9 protein-coding genes are annotated in these 23,076 nt (G+C 39.8%); 4 read left to right on the forward strand and 5 right to left on the reverse strand.

Annotation, left to right across the window (positions count from 1 at the left end; genetic code table 11):
- Nucleotides 1-163: 163 nt before the first annotated feature.
- Nucleotides 164-1,489 carry a xylose isomerase gene (gene xylA, locus LNP23_RS21745; RefSeq protein WP_047778744.1) on the reverse strand — a complete coding sequence of 442 codons (1,326 nt, stop codon included), beginning with the start codon at nucleotides 1,487-1,489 and terminating at the stop codon, nucleotides 164-166.
- A gap of 379 nt (nucleotides 1,490-1,868) precedes the next feature.
- Between xylA and LNP23_RS21750 the strand changes: the two genes are divergently transcribed.
- From LNP23_RS21750 to LNP23_RS21760, 3 genes are all read left to right on the forward strand, one after another.
- Nucleotides 1,869-3,134 (forward strand): PQQ-dependent sugar dehydrogenase, encoded by a 1,266-nt coding sequence (locus tag LNP23_RS21750; protein WP_230002863.1) that lies wholly within the window; start codon nucleotides 1,869-1,871, stop codon nucleotides 3,132-3,134.
- A gap of 156 nt (nucleotides 3,135-3,290) precedes the next feature.
- A complete protein-coding gene (locus tag LNP23_RS21755; RefSeq protein ID WP_205625367.1) occupies nucleotides 3,291-3,782 on the forward strand; it encodes a GNAT family N-acetyltransferase in 492 nt (163 codons plus the stop codon).
- A complete protein-coding gene (locus tag LNP23_RS21760; protein ID WP_230002864.1) occupies nucleotides 3,779-4,252 on the forward strand; it encodes a MarR family winged helix-turn-helix transcriptional regulator in 474 nt (157 codons plus the stop codon). Before LNP23_RS21755 ends, LNP23_RS21760 begins: the two co-directional genes overlap by 4 nt.
- Here LNP23_RS21760 and LNP23_RS21765 read toward each other — a convergent pair.
- Nucleotides 4,249-4,611 carry a winged helix-turn-helix transcriptional regulator gene (locus tag LNP23_RS21765; RefSeq protein ID WP_047778676.1) on the reverse strand — a complete coding sequence of 121 codons (363 nt, stop codon included), beginning with the start codon at nucleotides 4,609-4,611 and terminating at the stop codon, nucleotides 4,249-4,251. The two genes, LNP23_RS21760 and LNP23_RS21765, sit on opposite strands and share 4 nt — an antisense overlap.
- Before the next feature lie 109 nt (nucleotides 4,612-4,720).
- Here LNP23_RS21765 and LNP23_RS21770 point away from each other — a divergent pair, with 109 nt between their 5' ends.
- Nucleotides 4,721-5,353 carry an NAD(P)H-dependent oxidoreductase gene (locus tag LNP23_RS21770; protein ID WP_047778675.1) on the forward strand — a complete coding sequence of 211 codons (633 nt, stop codon included), beginning with the start codon at nucleotides 4,721-4,723 and terminating at the stop codon, nucleotides 5,351-5,353.
- A gap of 661 nt (nucleotides 5,354-6,014) precedes the next feature.
- Here the strand turns inward: LNP23_RS21770 and LNP23_RS21775 are convergent.
- Genes LNP23_RS21775 through LNP23_RS21785 form a run of 3 tightly spaced genes read right to left on the reverse strand, consistent with a single transcriptional unit; the run spans nucleotide 6,015 to nucleotide 22,976 of the window.
- Nucleotides 6,015-7,946 (reverse strand): OmpA family protein, encoded by a 1,932-nt coding sequence (locus LNP23_RS21775; RefSeq protein ID WP_230002865.1) that lies wholly within the window; start codon nucleotides 7,944-7,946, stop codon nucleotides 6,015-6,017.
- Between the two features lie 11 nt (nucleotides 7,947-7,957).
- Nucleotides 7,958-8,875 carry a PorP/SprF family type IX secretion system membrane protein gene (locus LNP23_RS21780; protein ID WP_230002866.1) on the reverse strand — a complete coding sequence of 306 codons (918 nt, stop codon included), beginning with the start codon at nucleotides 8,873-8,875 and terminating at the stop codon, nucleotides 7,958-7,960.
- Nucleotides 8,876-8,918: 43 nt separating this feature from the next.
- Nucleotides 8,919-22,976: a PKD domain-containing protein gene (locus LNP23_RS21785; RefSeq protein WP_230002867.1), complete on the reverse strand. Its 14,058-nt coding sequence runs from the start codon at nucleotides 22,974-22,976 to the stop codon at nucleotides 8,919-8,921.
- Nucleotides 22,977-23,076 lie beyond the last annotated feature (100 nt).

Below are 23,076 nucleotides of genomic sequence, written 5' to 3' on the forward strand. Positions count from 1 at the left end.
TCTTAACTTAATCACATTGAACTAAAGCTGGAGTCCATTCAAATAGTAACAGGTTAAAAAAGAATAATTAACCCGCAACTTGAATTAAATATAAAATGACTTACAAAAAGCAGCAAAAGAAAGACGTCTTGAGAGTCGTCTTTCTTTTTTTCAAAACGTCAGATTATATATAGCGATTAATAATATTCTCAAAAAGTTCTTGTTTTCCGCTTTGCAATTCGATTGGATCATTTTCTTTCGCAATGTGATATAAATCGGTAAAATTTAATTTGCCTTCTTCAAACTCTTTTCCCTTCCCCGAATCAAAAGAATTGTACCGTTGCTTTCTTAAACTATCATATGGGGATGAAGTTATAATTTTATCTGCAGTCAATAAAGCTCTTGCGAAAGTATCCACACCTCCAATATGAGCTAAGAAAATATCTTCCATATCGGTGGAATTCCTTCTTATTTTAGCATCAAAATTCACTCCGCCACCCTGAAGACCACCTGCTTTTAGAAAAACCAACATCGCTTCTGTAACCTCTTGTATATTATTTGGAAATTGAGCGGTATCCCAGCCGTTTTGGTAATCACCTCTGTTGGCATCAATACTTCCTAACATTCCGGATTGAGCCGCCACTTCAAGTTCATGTTGAAACGTATGCTGCGCCAGTGTGGCATGGTTGACCTCAATATTTATTTTGAAATCTTTCTCCAAACCATATTGACGTAAAAAACCAATTGTAGTAGCACAATCAAAATCATATTGGTGTTTCAAAGGCTCCATAGGCTTAGGTTCCAGCAAAAAATTTCCTTTAAAACCTTGCGCTCTTGCATAATCCCGTGCTTGAATCAGAAATTGTCCCATATGATCCAATTCGCGTTTCATATCGGTGTTCAGTAAAGACATATAGCCTTCTCTTCCACCCCAAAAAGCATAATTTTCCCCACCTAAAGCAATAGTAGCATCTATAGCTAATTTTACCTGTGCGGCAGCTCTGGCCACTATCTTAAAATCAGGATTGGTTGCGGCTCCATTCATATAACGGGCATTCGAAAAACAATTTGCTGTCCCCCAAAGCACCTTAATTTCCGATCCTGCTTTTTTTTCGTTCAAGTACGAAGTCATCGTTGCCAACCGCACTTCAGATTGTCCCAGATTTTCTCCCTCCTGAACCAGGTCAAAGTCATGAAAACAAAAATAATCAAACCCCATTTTACTTATAAATTCAAATGCCGCATCGGCTCTGATTTTTGCCGCTCTGATCGGCTCTCTTGCTTCATTCCACGCAAAATGATGAGTGCCTTGTCCAAATAAGTCCGACCCGTTTCCGCCAAAGCTATGCCAATACGAAATCGCGAATTTAAAATGTTCCCGCATCGTTTTCCCCGCAACAATTTGCTCCGGATTGTAATATCTGAAAGCTAGCGGATTATCAGAATCCTTTCCTTCATACTTAATCTGGCCAATTCCTTTGTAATGTTCTTTGTCCCCTAAAACTATCATAATTCCTTTTTTATAATTGTTCTTTTTTCTTCGTGTAACAACCAAAGATATACTTTACGTGACCATCTGAGAAATGAAAAATTGTTTCAAAAATTCACTTTTAGGCTAATTTTGTTAGATTTATTTGATACTAAAATCCGATGTCTAAAAACTACCGAGAATTGAAAAAAATGAGCACAATTAAAACTTCCAAATTAAACTTGAAAATCCTAAAAATTCGCTGAGGTTAGTCCGGTAAATTAAATCTTGTAAAAGCTCTAAAAGCTCGTAACTTATTATTTTTCAAGACATGGGAATTATGTAATTCTTTCAGCGACAAAATAATTCCAAAATTGTTACATTTAATGAGACCCAATTCTAACCTTAAAAAATGATATTTATGAAAAGACATTTTCTAAAAAACAGGCCTGTTTTCTTGTGTTTTTCCGTTGTATTGATCGCGCTTTTGCAAGTATCCTGCAACAATGACAAATCAAATACAACCGACGAAAAAGAAGAAGAAGCAACAGCAACCTTGCCACCTGTAGAAACGAATCCGGCAAACTCCAAATACAACCCGGCCTTTAAAGGACAAACCAGAATTGGAGGTGTAAAAACCAAAACAGAATACATCGTTAAAGTTTTTGCAACAGGTTTAACCAACCCTTGGGGAATGGAAAACTTACCTGACGGAAGAATTTTGGTCACGCAAAAAAATGGTACTATGCGAATTGTAACTCAGGCAGGAACAGTGGGCGGAACTATTACCGGAATTCCAGCCGTAAACAGTAGCGGACAAGGTGGTTTACTGGACGTTGCTGTAGATCCTGACTTCGCTACTAACAGAATGGTTTATTGGAGTTTTTCGCAAACCGGAACGAATGGTACGGCAACTGCAGTAGCAAAAGGAAAACTTTCTGCCGACGAAACAAAAATTGAAAATGCAGTAGTAATCTACAAAGCTATTCCGGAATTTAACAGTACCCTTCATTATGGTTCGCGTCTTGCTTGGGACAAACAAGGCAATCTTTTTGTGAGTACCGGAGAACGCTCCGATATACAGTCGAGACCATTGGCTCAAAAATTAGATGCGGCTCTTGGAAAAATAGTTCGCATTACCAAAAACGGAGCGGCGGCAACCGGAAATCCTTTTATTGGACAAACAGGTGTATTACCGGAGATTTATTCATACGGACATCGAAATGTTCAGGGATTAGCCATTCATCCGGTTACGGGAGAGCTGTGGGAGGCTGAATTAGGTCCGCTGGGAGGTGATGAAATCAATAAAATCACAGCAAGCAAAAACTATGGTTGGCCAACAATCAGTTATGGACTTGAATATAGTGGTAGCCCTATTGGTCAAGGAATTACAACCAAAAGTGGTTTGGAACAGCCGGTTTATTATTGGGATCCTGTAATTTCGCCAAGTGGAATTACTTTTTACTCAGGCAATCAAATTAATGAATGGGCAAATAATTTATTTGTAGCCGCTTTAAGTGGTCAGCATGTCGTGAGATTAGTACTTAAAGATAATGTTGTGGTCGGTGAAGAACGTTTGCTTACAACCTACAAAAGCCGATTCAGAGATGTTTTAGAAGGAAAAGACGGGGCTTTATATGCCGTTACGGATGGTTCAAATGCGTCGATTTACAAAATCGGAAAATAAAGGACTGTTTATTTAGTAAACCAATAACTAAATTTTTATACTAAATTTTGACTATTACAATGAACTGAAAATCCAATCCATACGATTTTCAGTTTTTTTATTTGGATATATGTATTCAACTACGTAGTTTTGTACCTATATTTAATACTTATAAAAATGCAGATCAAACCTATCCAAAACGAATACGAAAGAGAAATCATAAATTTGATTTTAAACATTCAACAAAACGAATTTAATGTCGCCATTACTTTAGAAGATCAGCCGGATTTATTAAACATTAAGAATTTTTATTACGAATCAGGCGGTTGTTTCCTTGGCGCTTTTATTGACGAAAAACTAGTGGGCACCATTGCCTTGGTAAAATTTAATGAAGAAAATGCTGCCGTCAGAAAAATGTTTGTTTTAAAAGAATACAGAGGTAAAGAATACAATATTGCCCAGCAGTTATTAGAACAACTAATCACATACAGCAAAGAAAACGGATTAAGTAACTTATATTTGGGAACTGTTTCTATTTTACAGGCCGCTTTGCGATTTTATGAAAGAAATAATTTTATTGCAATAGAAAAAGAAGCACTGCCGCATGATTTTCCATTAATGCAAGCCGACAATGTATTCCGTCAGCTGCAACTAAATCAAATAAAATGAATATAATAGACGAAATAGGTGTTTTAGCCTTATCAACCAGACTACAACGACTGAGCGAACAGCTGCGAAAGGATGGTGCTTTGGTTTACAAATCATTTGATATTGATTTTGAACCCAAATGGTTTCCTGTCATTTATACTTTACATATAAAAGAAATGTTAAGCGTAGTAGAAATTGCAAACGAAATTGGCTACACCCATCCGTCGACTATAAGTTTATTGAAAGAATTGGAAAAGCTAAAAATTATCAGCTCTAAAAAAGACAAACTCGATGAAAGAAAACGATTAATTGTACTTACCTCCAAAGGCAAAGAGCTTGTCGTAAAAATGCAACCTGTCTGGAATCTTATTCGAAATGTACTGACAGAGATTTCAGATAACCAAAATAATCTCTTGAAAGCCATTGAGGAAGCGGAACAAAAACTGGCCAGTCAGAGTTTCTTTCAAAGAGCATCAGTATTAAAGGGTTAAGCGTATTCTTTTCCTGTTATTTTTTTTCTGTGATTATGTCCCCACTTTGCCAAAGAGTCAATAACTTCTTTTAAGGTGTGGCCATAATCCGTTAGTTTATATTCGACGGTGATTGGTTTCGTATCAAGAACCGTGCGAGTTACTAATTGATTTTCTTCCAGATTTTTTAATTCCCTGCTTAACATCTTACCCGAAATTCCTTCTACTTCTCTAAGTAAATCTGTGAATCGTAAAGTATTAAAACATAAGGATGCAATAATCGAAATTTTCCATCTTCCGTTCAGAATATACATGGCATCGTGCACTGCCATAATATGTTGATTGCATTTTTTCAGATCGTGTTCGGGCTCTTTTATCATGAAATGTCAGTTAGTTACCTCAATGTTACGGTTACTTTTGGTAATCGAATGACAAAAATACATTTAAAGTTTTTACATTTGAATACAATTTAAATTTAACATCAAGAATATGGACTTAATAAAAGCACTCGAGTGGCGTTATGCTACTAAAAAAATGAACGGACAAGTTGTCCCACAAGAAAAAATCGATTACATCCTGGAAGCGGCAAAACTAGCTCCATCCTCATCCGGGATACAACCGTACCAGATTTTTGTAATTTCTAATAAAGAAGTAAAAGAAAAATTAAGAGCAGTAGCTTTCGATCAAAGCCAGATTACAGACGCTTCTCACGTATTGGTTTTCGCAGCCTGGGACGGTTATTCACTAGAAAAAATCTCAACTGTATTTGACAGAACACTTGCCGAAAGAGGATTGCCTGCCAATACTATGGACGATTACAAAAATTCACTTTGGGGAATGTATGAGCCACTTGGTCAGGAATGGCATGCCAATCACGCTGCAAGACAAGCTTATATTTCTTTCGGTATAGCACTTGCTGCTGCTGCAGAACAAGAAGTAGACGCAACACCAATGGAAGGTTTTGTTCCTGCAGAAGTTGATAAACTCTTAGGTCTAAATGAACTTGGTCTTAAAAGTGCCGTAATACTAACGCTTGGTTACAGAGATGAAGCGAATGACTGGTTGGTTAATATGAAAAAAGTGAGAACTCCTAAAAGCGAGTTTATAACGGAAATTAAATAAAGAAAATCATATCCTCATTTAAGAGACTATTTCGCAAGTGAAATAGTCTCTTTTTTTATTTGTACTAACGAGATATCTCTTAAAATTCCAATTTTTTAGATTCCAAATTCCAAAGTGTGGATCAATAAACGGAACGGGGTATTTTAGCAGGCGATATTCTATACATTTTGTCACTCTGAGCGGAGTTAGCCTTGACTTTAATTATATAACTAAAACCCAAATCTGACAGGTTTTTGAAACCTGTCAGATTTAAATTCGGAAAAACGGAGAAACTTTATGAAGTAAATTCTATAAACTGAGGGTACTTCACCACAAACTATGTCATTTCGAGCGAAGTCGAGAAATCGCACAAGGACCTCCACAACAGAAAGACATTCAGTTTGTCATTTCGAGCGAAGTCGAGAAATCACACAAGGAACTCCACAACAGAAAGACATTCAGTTTGTCATCCTGAGGAACGAAGGATCTACGTTTGCTGAATCGATAGTGCTGAGCTTCACTTTACGGAATTACTTGTGAAGATACTTCGTTCCTCAGTATGACAAAATTGGGGAAAATGGAAACGGAGCCACCTTGTGTGATTTCTCGTACCTCGAAATGACAAGGAAAACTCAACAGCTAACAGATTACAAATCACATTTCACATCTCACATTTCGCAAACTACATCTTAATTATAATAAACTCAGAACGTCTATTTTGCTGATGTTGTTCTTCTGTACAAGGAACGCCATTTTTGCAATTGTTGATTAGTTTTGTTTCACCGTAACCAATGGCGCTTTCTATTCGTTCAGCGGTTATGCCTTGCGAAATGATATAATCTCTTGAGGATTTTGCTCTTTTGTCTGACAGTATAAGGTTATAATTGTCTCTGGCTCTGGAATCGGTGTGGGATTCGATTTTAATGACCATTTCCGGATATTCATTCATTAATAAAACGACTTTGTTTAATTCGATGGCGGCATCGTTTCTGATATTGGATTTGTCTAAGTCAAAGAAAATAATCCCGATTTTTATTTTTAAGATACCGTCTTCTTTAACAATCAGAGGTGATTTTATTCCTAAATCCACCACCGTTTCTCCGGAAGTGCCTTGTGTTAAAACCGGGAGTACAAGTGGCGTAAATCCTTGTTTGGACGCTTCAATTTTATAACTGGTGCTGCAGGCTACCGGAGTTTTAAATTGATATTCACCTAATTCCCCTGAAGTAGTTTCTTCCAACTTTTCTCCATTGGCCGCATATAAAGTCACGGTTGCATTTGCAATTTTTCCTTTTGTAATTTCATTAAAAACAAACCCTTTAATCTGCTGCTTACAAATAGGTGTTCTTTCGAAAGAATAGATATCATCATCGCCTTTACCGGATTTTCTGTTGGAAGACACAAAACCCAAATTAGTTTCTTCGTTAACGATATAAGCAAAATCGTCCAGATTGCTGTTTAAGGGTGCTCCAAGATTAACCGGCTTTTCAAAAAGACCGTCTTTTATTGGACTTTCAAAAACATCAAGTCCGCCTAAGCCTAAATGTCCATCGCTGGCAAAATACAAGGTTTTATCTGTAATAAACGGAAACATTTCACGTCCTCTGGTGTTGATTTTATCGCCTACATTTTTGGGTTGCGAAAATTTATTATCTCCCAAAATATCTACTACAAAAATATCTGTAGAACCAATTGTTCCGGGCATATCTGACACAAAATAAAGTTGCTTTCCGTCCTTGCTTACACTCGGCTGTCCAACTGAATATTCATCACTGTTAAAAGGAAGTTCCTGTATGTTTTCCCAGCTCGTTTTGTCATCTTTGGTCACCGCTGTAGCAGAATATAGTTTTAGATTATTCCTGCCTTTTCCATCTCTTCCGAGTTTTCCATTGTAATTATTTCGGGTGAAATAAATGGTGTTTTCGTCGGGCGAAAAAGCAACACAGGCTTCATGATATTTACTATAAAGTGCATTTGAAAATCTTCTGACATGGCTCACATCAGATTGCGACGGACTAATTTTCCCCAACTGAAGACTTAAAAACGGCTGATCGTTCCAGGCATATCTTCTTGTGGCCGCATAAGAGGAATCTATAGATGTAGCATAAATAAGCTGACCTTTGTAAAACATAGGTCCAAAATCAGAATAAGAAGAATTAATCGCTAAATTTTGAAGGGTGAACTGGGGTTCGAGATTCATAATTTTTTCGATTGTATTTTCCTGCAGCGAGAAATTTTGCTTTCTGGCATCTGATGCTTCTGCTTTTTTACTGAAATTCTTCAACCACTTTTTAGCCAATTCATAATTTTGAATTCCTTCTAAAGTCTGGGCGTAACGAAAAAGATATTCTGCCGAAACCTCATTCGGATATTCCGCGATCAGCAATTGGTATTTTTCGTTTGCCTGCTGCATATCGGTATTAAAATAATACGAATCTCCTGCCCTTTGAAGGGTTTCCATAGAACGATCGCCTCCTTTTATGGCGTATTCATAAGCTTTGGCGGCTTCTAAATACCACATTTTATCAAAAAGAGCATCAGCAGTTTTGTTTTTGGTCTGCGAAAAGCCGGCCATCACTATAAATAATCCGATTAGCGTAATTATTTTTTTCATAACTCTTTAGTTTAAAAAAATCTTGGCGATTTTAGTCCTTTCTCTTTTGATTTTAACTCAAAGCGCAACATGATCTCATGACTTCCCGACGAAAATTTCTGCAGTTCAGTAGTCGTATAATCATAGGTATATCCAATTAAAAACTGAGGTGTAATCTGGAAACCTGCCAATGCACTAAAGGAATCTCCTGTACGATAAGAGGCTCCCAATCTAAATTTATCATTAAACATAAAATTGGCCGATAAATCTACAATCACTGGTGCACCCGACACATACTTGGTTAAAAAAGCAGGTTTGAATTTGACACTCGGGCTAAGGTCAAAAACCCATCCTCCTATTAAAAACAAATGCATGCGCTCGTCTGCCAAACCTTCCTGAACCTCATCGTAGCGTTCGTCTGTTAGAAAATTAGGTACCGATAATCCTAAATAACTTTTTTCGCTGTGCAGATAAATCCCGGCACCAACAACAGGCAAAAACTTATTCTGAATGTTTTGCTGAAATTGAACGTCATTATCTTTAAAAGAACCTTTAGACCAGTCAATATTAATTACTCTTCCTCCCCCTTTTACCCCAAAGGAAAGCTTGTAGGTATCGGATGCTTTTATTGAATAAGAGAAATTCAAATCAACGTATTGTTCTTCTGACGGACCTATTTCATCATTTACGATTGATAATCCCAGTCCGACATTTTTCCCGACGGGAGAATCCAGTGTAAAGGATTGCGTGTTCGGAGCTCCTTCCAGCCCGACCCACTGCGTTCTGTAGATCCCTGTAATTGTCAAATGCCCCGCAGATCCTGCATACGCAGAGTTCACACTCAATGTATTGTACATATATTGTGTGTATTGCGGATCTTGCTGCCCATACATAAAGTTTGCAATAAACAGCATTAGTATAGCGATAATTTGGTTATATCTTCTGACCATTGTTCAATGTTATTAGCAATTTACTATTCCGTTTACTTACTACTTATCGTTTTAAATACAACCAGCCTGATGTTTTTGGCGTTCCGTCTCCCAGATCCAGAATATAGAAATAGGTTCCGACCGGTAGTAATTTTGAAGATCCGTCGGCAGTTCCGTCCCAGGTATTTTTATATCCCTGTTGTGTATAAATCAAATTCCCCCATCTATTGTAAATTTCAAGTACATTGTTAGGATAGTTGGCGATACAATCTATATAGAATACATCGTTGACACCATCGTCATTAGGAGAAAACTCATTGTGGATTTTTAAACAGGCCGGTTCAATCGTAGCACTGCTTTGATTGTTGGAAGCATTCGTATCTATTTGATCTAAGGCTACTAATTTTGCTGTGTTTAAATAGTCTTTAACGTCACGTACTTTTACTTTTAAGGTTAAAGTCTGAACTGAATTAACATCAACAGCAGGTATTTTCCAGATTCCGGTTCCGGCATCAAAAGTTCCTGAACTTGTTGACGACGATACAAATTGATAGCCTGTAGGTAAAATATCCTGTACTTCTAGATTTGTTGCTTTTAGACTTCCAATGTTATCTGCTGTAATCGTAAAATTGATTAACGCATCAATTGGAGGATCTGTTGCATCGACCGTTTTTATAATCGCGATATCGGTTTTTGGCGATTCGATAAAGGCATTGTCTTCATCGTCTTCACTTTGATCTCCATCGTCATTATCAGGTGTACTGTTTGGATCAAATTGATCACTGGCTGTAACCTGCGCTGTATTTACATAATCGGAATCTTTTAGACCGTTTGGTGTTTCAACTGTTGCCTGAAACGTTAAGGTCAAGCCACTCAGTGGAATTTGCAAATTAGACCAGGTGATTCTAAATCCGCTGTAGATACCTCCACCGGTGATATTAGTAATGTTACTATACCCTATTGGCAGTAAATCTTCGACGGCAACGCCGGTTGCCACTACCGGACCTGCATTATTAACCTGAACTGTAAAGGTTACAACTTCATTAACATTCGCTTTTACATTACTAACCATTTTTTCTAAACTCAGATTCGCCAATTGTACATCTACCAGGATGCTGTCATAATCGTCTTCTGTTGTAACACCATTATTCGGTGTACTATCAGGATCCGGTAATGCGCTTGCTGTAACTTCTGTGATGTTTAAATATTCGTTTGCAGCTCCTGTCGCAGGTTTAACGGTAGCATTAATTAATAAAATCTGCTCGTTGCCATTGAGAATTGATCCTACATTCCATCTTCCGTCTGCGAAGGTGTAGGTTCCGCTTGTTGCACTGTGCATCATATAAGCAAATCCGGAAGGAAGCAGGTCTTTTACTTCAACGCCTATCGCATTTCCTGGTCCGTCATTTTTGACTTTAACCTGGAATGTAACGATATCCCCCACATTTGGTTTTTGATTTCCGATAATTGTTTTTTCTATAGATAAATCTGCCATCACAATAATTGGCGTTACCGATATACTGTCGTAATCGTCTTCTGTCGTGATACCATTATTTGGTGTACTGTCAGGGTCAAAATCGTCTGCTGCTGTAACTTCTGTAATGTTCAAGTATTCATCAACTGTACCTGTCGGAGCATTAACCAAAACATTTATCAGCAAGGTTTGACTACTGTTTGGAAGTACAATCCCCGGATTCCAAATACCTGTCGTTCTATTGTACGAACCGGAACTTGCATTGTAGAAAACAAAGGTATACCCAGCAGGTAACAGGTCTTTTACTTCAACACCCGTAGCAATGTTTGGTCCTGAATTCATCAATGTAATTTGGAATGTAATCTGAGAGCCTACTAAAGGAGTCAGCATATCATCTACTACCAATTTTTCAAGTGACAAATCGGCAATAGTATTAACCGGAGTCAGAATCACAGAACTTATATCGTCTTCTGTTACCACTCCATTGTTTGGCGTACTGTTAGGATCCGGCAAATCTGAAGAAAATACTTCGGCTGTATTGCGGTAGTCTCCTGTAGTATTTACGATTGCAGTTATCAATAAAGTTTCTGAAGCTCCATTGGCAATTGCTCCAACATCCCAAATTCCGGTTACTTCGTTATAAACTCCAGCAGTAGAACTAAATACAACATAGGTATAACCGCTCGGTAGCTTGTCTGTCACCTGTACTTTTCCAGCCCCTTGTGGTCCTTTATTGTTTACTGTAATCTGAAAGGTTACTGAGGTTCCATATGCCGGACTGGTATTACCGCCTATCAATGTTTTGGTCAATGCTAAATCGGCAGCTAAACTTGTTGGCGTTACCGTTACACTTCCATAATCGTCTTCTGTTGCAATTCCGTTATTTGGTGTACTATCAGGATCCGGTAAACTACTTGCCGTAACTTCGGCAATGTTGAGGTAATCACCTGTTGCATTTACTGTTCCGCTTACCGTTAAGGTTTCTGATTTACCGTTTATTAAGCCTCCAACATTCCAAACTCCGGTAGTCGCATCGTATGTTCCTGTAGAAATACTCGAACGCGTATAGGTAAATCCGGCTGGAAGTTTATCCCCTACCTGAACTCCCGTCACATCTTGTGGACCACTATTGGTTACTATTACTTCAAAAGTAACTTCTGAACCAACTAGTGCTGTTGTATTTCCTCCAACAATTGTTTTAGTCAACGATAAATCGGCAGCTAAACTTGTTGGCGTTACGGTTACGCTTCCGTAATCATCTTCTGTTGCATCACCATTATTTGGTGTACTGTCAGGATCAGGTAAACTGCTGGCGGTAACCTCAGCGATATTAAGATAATCACCTGTTGCATTTACTGTTCCACTTACCGTTAAGGTTTCGGATTTGCCGTTTATTAATCCTCCAACATTCCAAATTCCGGTAGTCGCATCGTATGTTCCTGTTGAAATACTCGAACGCGTATAGGTAAATCCGGTTGGAAGTTTATCCCCTACCTGAACTCCCGTCACATCTTGTGGACCACTATTAGTCACTATTACTTCAAAAGTAACTTCTGAACCCACCAGTGCTGTTGTATTTCCTCCAACAATCGTTTTGGTCAACGATAAATCGGCAGCTAAATTAGTTGGTGTTACCGTTACGCTTCCGTAATCGTCTTCTGTTGTAACTCCATTATTTGGTGTACTATCCGGATCCGGTAAACTACTTGCGGTAACTTCGGCAATGTTGAGGTAATCCCCTGTTGCATTTACTGTTCCGCTTACTGTTAAGGTTTCTGATTTGCCGTTTATTAAGCCTCCCACATTCCAGATTCCTGTAGTCGCATCGTATGTTCCTGTAGAAATACTGGAACGCGTATAGGTAAATCCGGTTGGAAGTTTATCCGTTACCTGAACTCCCGTTACATCTTGCGGACCACTATTGGTTACTATCACTTCAAAAGTAACTTCTGAACCAACCAGTGCTGTTGTATTTCCTCCAACTATGGTTTTAGTCAACGATAAATCGGCAGCTAAACTTGTTGGTGTTACCGTTACGCTTCCATAATCGTCTTCTGTTACAATTCCATTATTTGGTGTACTATCAGGATCAGGTAAACTACTTGCAGTAACTTCGGCAATGTTGAGGTAATCCCCTGTTGCATTTACTGTTCCGCTTACCGTTAAGGTTTCTGATTTTCCGTTTATTAATCCTCCAACATTCCAAACTCCGGTAGTGGCGTCATATGTTCCTGTTGAAATACTCGAACGCGTATAAGTAAACCCTGTTGGAAGTTTATCCCCTACCTGAACTCCCGTCACATCTTGTGGGCCACTATTGGTTACTATCACTTCAAAAGTAACTTCTGAACCAACTAGTGCTGTTGTATTTCCTCCAACAATTGTTTTGGTCAACGATAAATCGGCAGCTAAACTTATTGGCGTTACGGTTACACTTCCGTAATCGTCTTCTGTTGCGTCACCATTATTTGGTGTACTGTCAGGATCAGGTAAACTGCTGGCGGTAACCTCGGCGATATTAAGATAATCCCCTGTTGCATTTACTGTTCCACTTACCGTTAAAGTTTCGGATTTACCGTTTATTAAGCCTCCAACATTCCAAACTCCGGTCGTCGCATCGTATGTTCCTGTAGAAATACTCGAACGCGTATAAGTAAATCCAGTTGGAAGTTTATCCCCTACCTGAACTCCGGTCACATCTTGTGGACCACTATTGGTTACTATCACTTCAAAAGTAACTTCTGAACCCACCAATGCTGTGGTATTTCCTCCAACAATCGTTTTGGTTAACGATAAATCGGCAGCTAAACTAGTTGGCATTACCGTTACACTTCCGTAATCGTCTTCTGTTGCGTCACCATTATTTGGTGTACTGTCAGGATCCGGTAAGCTGCTTGCGGTAACTTCAGCAATATTAAGGTAATCACCTGTAGCATTTACTGTTCCGCTTACCGTTAAGGTTTCGGATTTGCCGTTTATTAAACCTCCAATATTCCAGATTCCGGTAGTCGCATCATAGGTTCCTGTTGAAATACTCGAACGCGTATAGGTAAATCCAGTTGGAAGTTTATCCCCTACCTGAACTCCCGTTACATCTTGTGGACCACTATTGGTTACTATCACTTCAAAAGTAACTTCTGAACCCACCAATGCTGTGGTATTTCCTCCAACAATTGTTTTGGTTAACGATAAATCGGCAGCTAAACTTGTTGGCGTTACCGTCACGCTTCCGTAATCGTCTTCTGTTGCGTCACCATTATTTGGTGTACTATCTGGATCAGGTAAACTACTTGCGGTAACTTCAGCTATGTTGAGGTAATCACCTGTTGCATTTACTGTTCCGCTTACCGTTAAGGTTTCGGATTTACCGTTGATTAAGCCTCCAACATTCCAAATTCCCGTAGTCGCATCGTATGTTCCTGTTGAAATACTGGAACGCGTATAAGTAAATCCGGTTGGAAGTTTATCCCCTACCTGAACTCCCGTTACATCTTGCGGACCACTATTGGTTACTATTACTTCAAAAGTAACTTCTGAACCAACTAGTGCTGTGGTATTTCCTCCAACAATCGTTTTGGTTAACGATAAATCGGCAACACCTGAAACCGGTGTTACGACAACATTTGCATAATCATCTTCTGTTATATCACCATTATTTGGTGTACTGTCAGGATCTGGTAAGCTGCTGGCGGTAACTTCGGCAACATTAGTATAATTACCTGTTGCATTTACGGTTGCTGTTATAGTTAAAGTTTGCGATTGTCCATTTGGCAATCCTCCAACATTCCATACTCCGTTACCGGCATTGTAAGTCCCTGCAGAAGGAGTTGCGCTAGCAAAAGTGTAACCTGTAGGAAGCGATTCCGTAACCTGAACTCCTGTTGCATCCTGAGGCCCGCTATTGGTTACCACTATTTCAAAAGAAACCTGCGAACCAAATAATGGCGAAGTATTTCCTCCTACAATTGTTTTTGCTAAAGATAAATCGGCCCTTGCAGCAACCGGAATTATAGTAACACTTCCGTAATCGTCTTCTGTTACAACTCCGTTATTCGGTGTACTGTCTGGATCGGGTAAACTGCTTGCGGTTACTTCAGCAATATTAAGATAATCGCCTGCTGCATTTACCGTTGCGGTAATTACTAATGTTTCCGATTGTCCGTTTGGCAGACCTCCTATGTTCCAGAATCCGGTAGTCGCATCATAAGTCCCTGCTGAAGGGGTTGCATTGGCATAAGTATAACCAGTAGGAAGTTTATCCGTTACCTGAACTCCCGTAACATCTTGTGGACCTCCATTAGTCACTATTACTTCGAATGAAATTTGTGAGCCTACTAATGGTGTTGTGTTCCCTCCTACAATTGTTTTGGTTAAAGAAAGATCGGCAACCGTAGCAATTGGCGTTATCGTAACACTTCCATAATCGTCTTCTGTTACGTTACCATTATTTGGTGTACTGTCAGGGTCCGGTAAACTACTTGCCGTCACTTCAGCGATATTAAGGTAATCCCCTGTTGCGTTTACAGTTGCTGTTATTGTTAAAGTTTGCGATTGTCCGTTTGGCAAACCTCCAATATTCCATAATCCGTTGGTAGGATTATAAGTACCTGCCGAAAGAGTTGAACTGACATACATATAACCGGTAGGAAGTTTATCAACAACCTGAACTCCGGTTGTGTCCTGAGGTCCGTCATTGGTCACTATTACTTCGAATGAAATTTGTGAGCCTACTAATGGTGTTGTATTTCCTCCGACAATTGTTTTGGTTAAAGAAAGATCGGCAACCGTAGCAATTGGCGTTATCGTAACACTTCCATAATCGTCTTCTGTTACAATTCCGTTATTTGGTGTACTATCAGGATCCGGCAAATCACTTGCGGTAACTTCAGCAATATTAAGATAATCACCTGTAGCATTTACGGTTGCGGTAATTACTAATGTTTCTGATTCTCCTTTTGGCAATCCACCAATATCCCAAACTCCGCTACTGGCATCATAGGTACCTGCTGAGGTGTTCGAAATCGCATACGTATAACCCGTCGGAAGTTTATCGGTAACCTGAACTCCGGTCGCATCTTGTGGGCCTCCGTTGGTTACTATTACTTCGAATGAGATTTGTGAACCTACTAATGGTGTTGTATTTCCTCCGACAATTGTTTTGGTTAGAGATAAGTCGGCGGCAAGTGAAACTGGTGCCACAATTGCGGTGTCATAATCATCTTCTGTTGTTACGCCATTATTTGGTGTACTATCAATATCGGGCTGATCACATGCTGTTACTTCCGCAATGTTAAGATAATCGCCTGTAGCATTTACATTTACCGTCAATAGTAAAATTTCTGTTGTTCCGGGATTAACTACTCCAACATCCCAAACTCCTGTAGTATCATTGTAAGTACCGGAAGTCGAGCTAAATAAAACATAACTATATCCTGTTGGAATTTTGTCTTTTACCTGAACACCGGTAGCCGTATTTAGACTGCTATTGTTTACTCTGATTTCAAAAGAAATCTGAGAGCCTACCAGTGGCGTTAAAGTATTATTCACTACTGTTTTGGTTAAGGACAAATCTACCATATTAGGCAAAATGGTAATCGTTGCGGCAGATTCATCATCTTCGCTTTGATCTCCATCATCATTATTTGGTGTACTGTCGGGATCCGGAAGATCACTCTTCGTAACCTCAGCTGTATTTACATAAGTCCCTGTTGCATTTGCTGTTGCATCAAAAGTAAGATTCAAAGCTCCGCCATTCGCTAAGCTTAAATTTTGCCAAAGCAAAGTACTGCTGGCGGCATCATAAGTACCTCCATTTGATACGGATCCTGAAACCAGTGTATATCCATTTGGAAGGTAATCTTTAATGTCAACTCCCGTCGCATTTCCCGGTCCTTTGTTAGTAAGAGCCAAGGTAAAGGTTACCACTCCACCTACTGTCACACTTGTTGGAGCGACTGTTTTTTCTAATTCTAAATCAGCATTTTGCAAGGTAACTGTCGCATCATCCTGATCGTCTTCTGTAGTAACATTATTATTTGGTGTACTGTCAGGATCGTTTTGATCGGATGTTATCACTTGCGCTGTATTTTGATAGCCATTTGCAACAGTCGTTGTTTTTACGGTTGCTGTAATGGTTAAGGTGGCGGAATTTCCATTGTTTAAAGTTCCGACAGTCCAGATTCCTGTAGCACCATTGTAAGCTCCTGCTCCGGTATCGCTCACATAAGTATACCCGACAGGCAGTTGATCTCTAACCGAAACATTGGTTGCATTATTTGGTCCGGAATTGGTTACTACTACCGTGAAAACCACATTATCTCCAATACTCACAATAGTTGGTACTACCGTTTTTTGCAATGATAAATCGGCTGATTCTATTACAACCGTAGCATCATCCTGATCGTCTTCGGTTGGAATATTATTGTTTGGTGTACTATCAGGATCGGGAAGATCACTCTTGGTAACTTCCGCTGTATTTACATAAGTTCCTGTTGCATTAACCGTTGCATCAAAAGTAAGATTCAATGCTCCACCATTAGTTAAGCTTAAATTTTGCCAAAGCAAAGTACTGCTGGCGGCATCGTAAGTACCACCATTTGATGCGGATCCTGCAACCAGTGTGTAACCATTTGGAAGATAATCTTTAATCTCAACTCCCGTCGCATTCCCTGGCCCATTATTAGTAAGAGCTAATGTAAAGGTTACCACTCCTCCGGCTGTAGTACTAATTGGAGAAACCGTTTTTGCTAATTCTAAATCGGCAACTTGTAAGGTAACCGTAGCATCATCCTGATCGTCTTCGGTTGGAACATTATTATTCGGTGTACTATCCGGATCATTTTGATCGGATGTTATAACTTGTGCGATATTTTGATAACCATTTACAACAGTCGTTGTTTTTACGGTTGCTGTAATGGTTAAGGTGGCGGAATTTCCATTATTTAAATTTCCGACAGTCCAGATTCCTGTAGCATCATTATAAGCTCCTGCTCCGGTATCACTCACATAAGTATACCCAACAGGCAGTTGATCTCTAACCGAAACATTCGTTGCATTATTTGGTCCGGAATTGGTTACTACTACTGTGAAAACCACATTATCTCCAATACTCACAATAGTTGGTACTACCGTTTTTTGTAACGATAAATCGGCTGATTCTATTACAATCGTAGCATCATCCTGATCGTCCTCAGTTGGAATATTATTGTTTGGCGTACTATCAGGATCGGGAAGATCACTTTTTGTAACTTCCGCTGTATTTACATAAGTTCCTGTTGCATTAACCGTTGCATCAAAAGTAAGATTCAATGCTCCTCCATTCGCTAAGCTTAAATTTTGCCAAAGCAAAGTACTGCTGGCGGCATCGTAAGTACCACCATTTGATACGGATCCTGAAACCAGCGTGTAGCCATTTGGAAGATAATCTTTAATCTCAACTCCTGTAGCATTCCCCGGTCCATTATTAGTAAGAGCCAAGGTAAAGGTTACCACTCCTCCGGCTGTAGTACTAATTGGGGAAACCGTTTTGTCTAATTCTAAATCAGCATTTTGCAAGGTAACTGTCGCATCATCCTGATCGTCTTCAGTTGGAACATTATTATTCGGTGTACTGTCCGGATCATTTTGATCGGATGTTATCACTTGTGCTGTATTTTGATATCCATTTACAACAGTCGTTACTTTTACGGTGGCTGTAATGGTTAAGGTGGCGGAATTTCCGTTATTTAAAGTTCCGACAGTCCAGATTCCTGTAGCATCATTGTAAGCTCCTGCTCCGGTATCACTAACATACGTGTATCCAACAGGCAATTGATCTCTAACTGAAACATTGGTTGCATTATTTGGACCTGAATTGGACACCACTACCGTGAAAACAACATTATCTCCAATACTTACCAATGTTGGCACTACTGATTTTTGCAAGGATAAATCTGCTGATTGTATTGAAATTGTAGCATCGTCCTGATCGTCTTCGGTCGGAATATTATTATTTGGTGTACTGTCAATATCAAACTGATTACAAGCAACAATCTCAGCCGAATTTACATAATTTCCTGTTGCATTTACTGTAGCTTTAAAAGTAAGATCTAAGAGTGCTCCTAGTGTAACATTCAGATTAGACCAGCTTATAGAAGAATCCCCTATATTATATACTCCCCCATTGCTAACAGAACCGGGAACTATGGTATACCCGTCAGGTAAAAGGTCTTTTACGCCTACACCTGTAGCATCTACGGTTCCTCCTGTACTAGGGTTATTAAAAACACTTATAATAAAAGTTACCTCGCTACCCACATTTACGTTGTTTGGGGTAACTGATTTTATCAATTCCAAATCGGTGTTTGCAATTATAGTAATACTGACCTGATCCGTTGCAACAGCGCAAGGGCCGTTTGTAACACGCCACTCAAAAACGGTCGTCCCTACATCTAATCCAGACACCGCTGTTGTTGGAGAAGTTACATCGCTAAAGACCACCGAAGAAGTTCCTGAAACCTTAACCCATTGTCCTTGCCCAACTGTAGGCGGAGTTGCTCCCAACGTTACAGGAGCAAACTGAGGTAAAGTCTGATCAGGACCAGCATTGGCATTAATAGGTTGTTCATAAATCTCAATACGCATTGTATCTGAAGAAGAGCAGCCGTCATTATTTGCTGTCGCTGCCGTCCAGGTAAACTCGTAAACCCCTGTTGTTAAACCAAAAACAAGAGTTGCAGGATCATTTGGTGACGCAATATTTGCCAGAGTTCCCAGAGTTTGCGTCCAGGTTCCTACACCTTGCGTCAGAGGAACTGCAGCCAGATTGGTCTGAGTCACCGCACATAATTCCTTATCCGGTCCTGCATTTGCAATAGATGGAGGCACATCATTAAAAATAACAGAAACCTGATCTACAGAAGGCTGACATGTTGATGGATTGGTAAATGGTCCGTTTGTCACAGTCCAAGTTAATATGTAAGTTCCTAAAGTTGTAACATTTGATAAAGTTGTCTGTGGATTATTCGGGCTGTCAATAACCGCCTGTCCTCCTGACGGATCATCAGCCGGTATTGCAAAAGACCATCTTCCAATTCCTGCTGTAGGTGCAACGGCATTGGTTGTATAAGTTCGTTGACAAGCAACTGTATCGTCAGGACCTGCGTCGGCCTGACTTGGAGCCTGGAATACATTAATACGAACGATATCGGATAAATCTCTACAGCTTCCTCCTCCGCCCGGGCTTCCGTTTGAATTTTTAAATACCCATTTTAAGATGTATAATCCGGGTACTGTCAGACCCGTAACTTGTGTCCCCGGATCATTAATATCGGTAATATTAGCCACACTTGTGCCGGGTTGTAATACCCATTCCCATTCTGAAGTAGCTACGTCTATTGGTTTTGTGTTTCCATTTAAAGTTATTATGCCCCCAACATCGGTCGTACATATCGTTTGATCGGGACCTGCATCCGGCTGAACACTTGCCCCGCTGTTTACGGTAACGGTTACAGTATCTGAATTTCCCGGACAAGTATTTCCTGATGTAAAACTATAGGTACTGGTAGTATAAGTAAAGACATAGGTATTTCCCGGAACCACTGTTGCATTGGCCACGTAACTGTTTGATGGTGATTGCGTAATAGTAACCCCTACCGGATTACCACTTGTTAAGGTCCAGGTTCCTGTGGAATTTTCTGATCCGATCAACTGTACACTTGATACATCACAATAGGTGGCATCAGATCCTGCCGAAGCCGGAGCTGCAACTTCTATAATAACATCATCAAATGATATCGGACATAAAAAGTTTTCCGTACTTGTTACCTTCCATCTAAAAACGTATTTTCCTTCTACCAGATTATTAATTACCGTATTAGGATCCATTGGATCAACAATCAAGGGTATGTTGGGTGCTCCTGCTAAAAGCGACCATTCACCCCCTTCAAAAAACTCATTATAAGAACTTCCTGCCATCGTTGCTGAAGTTCCATTGCAAATTTCCTGATCAGGACCTGCATTTGCAACTTGCGGTGGTACACCAAGTAAGATTCGAACATCGTCTGATGCTGTTGAACAAGAACCTGCAGTTACCGTCCAACGAAAAACATAAGGCCCGCTGCTCTCAAATGTAAATACAGCATTTGGATCTGTTACATTACTAATTGTATAATCACCAAAACCGGAAACTCTTGACCATACCCCAACAGCCCCACTGGACAAAGTTGCAGCCATGGTTACGGTTGTACCACAAACACTTTGATCAGGACCGGCTCCTGCTGTTGCCGGATTTTCAGCAACGGTTACTTCTACTGAATCTGAAGAATTGCCGCAAGAACCACCGGTTAAAGTAATCGTCCAGATAAATTTATAAAAATCATCACCGGGAATTGTAACAGCTGTCTGAGGGTCATGATTATCGGCAAAAACTACTCCTGCGCTTGGATTAACAGTCCATGTACCCTGCTCACCAACTGCGGGCGTATTGGCATTTAAATTTATTGTGGTTGTATTAGTCGGATAACAAGCATCAGTACCCGCCATAGCCACAGTACCCGCCATATCTACAGAAGTTAATACTGATATGTCATCTGAAATTGGCGTACTACAACCACTTGTTCCCGGATGCAAATAACCTATGGTCCATCGCAATACATTTGTCCCTCCTGCCGTTAAAAAACCGGTTGCCATAGTAGTAGGATTACTTGAATCTGCAAAAACAATAACATCGGGGCCGGAAACCTGAGACCATATTCCATATTCTCCCGATGCGGGAATGCTACCATTCATAGTAAGCTGTGAATTTATACACGCACCTTGATCCGGTCCTGCACTCACTGTTGAAAGTATACCGCTTGAAACATAAACAGTCACGTTATCAGTAGAAAAAGGACATCTTGAGCCTCCTCCTTTTGTAATATATTGAAATTCATACGTTCCCGGAATTAAACCGGTCGCCATGGTATTCTGAGCCGTATGGTCTACTATATTTGCCTCGTTTGGACCACTTAATTGTGTCCAATAACTAGTTCCTTCTGCCGTTGTACCAACCCCTTCCAAAGGTGCTGCTGTCATACCGCAATTTAAACTCACATCAGATCCCGCATTTGAAGGTGTAGCCTGTGCAGATACGATAACCGCTATACTATCAAAACCATAATCACAACCTACGGGTAAATTTCCATCTTCTGTTCTGGCAAATTGCAGTGAATAAGTACCCGGTACTGTTAAATCCGGCAAAGTCACACTGGTCTCTCCAATTTGTAAAGGAGCCGTCGGAAATGGACCAAGCGGAGAACCAATCGGACCATCTAAAATTCTATATCGATTATAGCCTGTTCCTGTTACCACAATAGGTATCGTAAATTGAGTTTGCTCACAATTTCCATAAAGATCTTCTCCACCATTTACGGAGATGGTTCGCGTCGACTCTTTATATTCTACCACATAATCTTTTGTAAAAACACAGCCTGTATTAGAGTTTGTTAAAGTGTATCGAAAAGTATAAGGATCTCCTGCATCCGAAATATTTGTCACTAAAGTTGTTGGACTTGCAGGCGATTGTATAGATCCCGGAGGTAATGTTGTACCACCAATTTGTGTCCATAAAACCGTTTCACCGGCATACAAAGGCGCCGGTGCAGAAAGTGTCACCTGATTAATGGTAGGATCACAAAAATAAATACGTTCTGTACCTCCCGGAAGTACGGTTACGTCTTGTGTAGCAGCTGGCACTGTAATAGTTACTTCGTCGCTGCCCGATGCACAAGGTCCTACAACCGTCCATCTTAAAACATAAGTTCCTTCCTGTAAATTAGAAACATTGGTTGAACTCGAATTTGGGTTTCCAATTATTGGTGTGTTGGGTCCACTGACAAAGGTCCAGGTTCCCATTTGACCATTTAATCCGCAACCTCCGAAAGAACCATTTAAATTCACATTTTGCGTAGTCGTATAACAATTCGTCAGTGTAATATCTGATCCTGCGCTAACTGGTGTAACCCCTCCATAATTGGTAACAGTTATGGAAGAAGAAGAAGAACAAAATTTTCCGGGAGAATATTCCGGTCCTGTAATTACCCAGGTCAATGTACTCACACCGCAACTCGTTGTTGGCAGTGTTAAAGTTGTAGTAGCCGATGTTGGAAAATTCATAACAACACCTGCATTATTTGCTCCCGTTATTTCCCAATGCCCGGTTTCTCCCGGGTTTTGAGGGGCATTCCCTGAAATAGCAATGCTTCCTGTGGAATTAGGACACGAAGCGATATTGGCTCCGGCATTGGCTACCGTAATTGGTACGACAATAACTGTTTTATCCTGAAAAGCCACAACACCGTCACCACAGATCGCCGAATAACGAAAAACATAGGTATTTCCACCAGTATATCCGGTTACTGTTGTTGTAGGTGAATTTGGAGATGTTATGGTAACAGACGGCCCGCCTATTTGTGTCCATTTTGCAGTACCAATAATTGGAGCCGGACTATTTCCTTGCAACATCATAGGATCTATGGCGCAAATAGTTTCATTGAGCACACCTGCATTAACCGTACAATTTTGAGCTTTTACGCTGATAAGATTGCCGAAAAATAAAATTAGGCTCCAAAAAATTATTCCTTTTCTGATAATTCTGTATCCAAAAAGTCTTGTTTGGTAATCTTGTTCCATATAGTATACTTATTTATAGTGGAAAAACTTTATTCAAACATTAATCAGATCATTCACAATTACAAAAATTGTAAACGTCTAACCTGGTAACATACATAAA

The organism is Flavobacterium cupriresistens, from assembly GCF_020911925.1.
Lineage (GTDB): Bacteria > Bacteroidota > Bacteroidia > Flavobacteriales > Flavobacteriaceae > Flavobacterium > Flavobacterium cupriresistens.

Excerpts from the sequence above, each read along its gene's own strand:
- xylA (WP_047778744.1), bottom strand. The coding sequence starts at position 1,489 with ATGATAGTTTTAGGGGACAAAGAACATTACAAAGGAATTGGCCAGATT.
- LNP23_RS21785 (WP_230002867.1), bottom strand. The coding sequence starts at position 22,976 with ATGGAACAAGATTACCAAACAAGACTTTTTGGATACAGAATTATCAGA.
- LNP23_RS21780 (WP_230002866.1), bottom strand. The coding sequence starts at position 8,875 with ATGGTCAGAAGATATAACCAAATTATCGCTATACTAATGCTGTTTATT.
- LNP23_RS21750 (WP_230002863.1), top strand. The coding sequence starts at position 1,869 with ATGAAAAGACATTTTCTAAAAAACAGGCCTGTTTTCTTGTGTTTTTCC.
- LNP23_RS21760 (WP_230002864.1), top strand. The coding sequence starts at position 3,779 with ATGAATATAATAGACGAAATAGGTGTTTTAGCCTTATCAACCAGACTA.
- LNP23_RS21775 (WP_230002865.1), bottom strand. The coding sequence starts at position 7,946 with ATGAAAAAAATAATTACGCTAATCGGATTATTTATAGTGATGGCCGGC.
- LNP23_RS21765 (WP_047778676.1), bottom strand. The coding sequence starts at position 4,611 with ATGATAAAAGAGCCCGAACACGATCTGAAAAAATGCAATCAACATATT.
- LNP23_RS21770 (WP_047778675.1), top strand. The coding sequence starts at position 4,721 with ATGGACTTAATAAAAGCACTCGAGTGGCGTTATGCTACTAAAAAAATG.
- LNP23_RS21755 (WP_205625367.1), top strand. The coding sequence starts at position 3,291 with ATGCAGATCAAACCTATCCAAAACGAATACGAAAGAGAAATCATAAAT.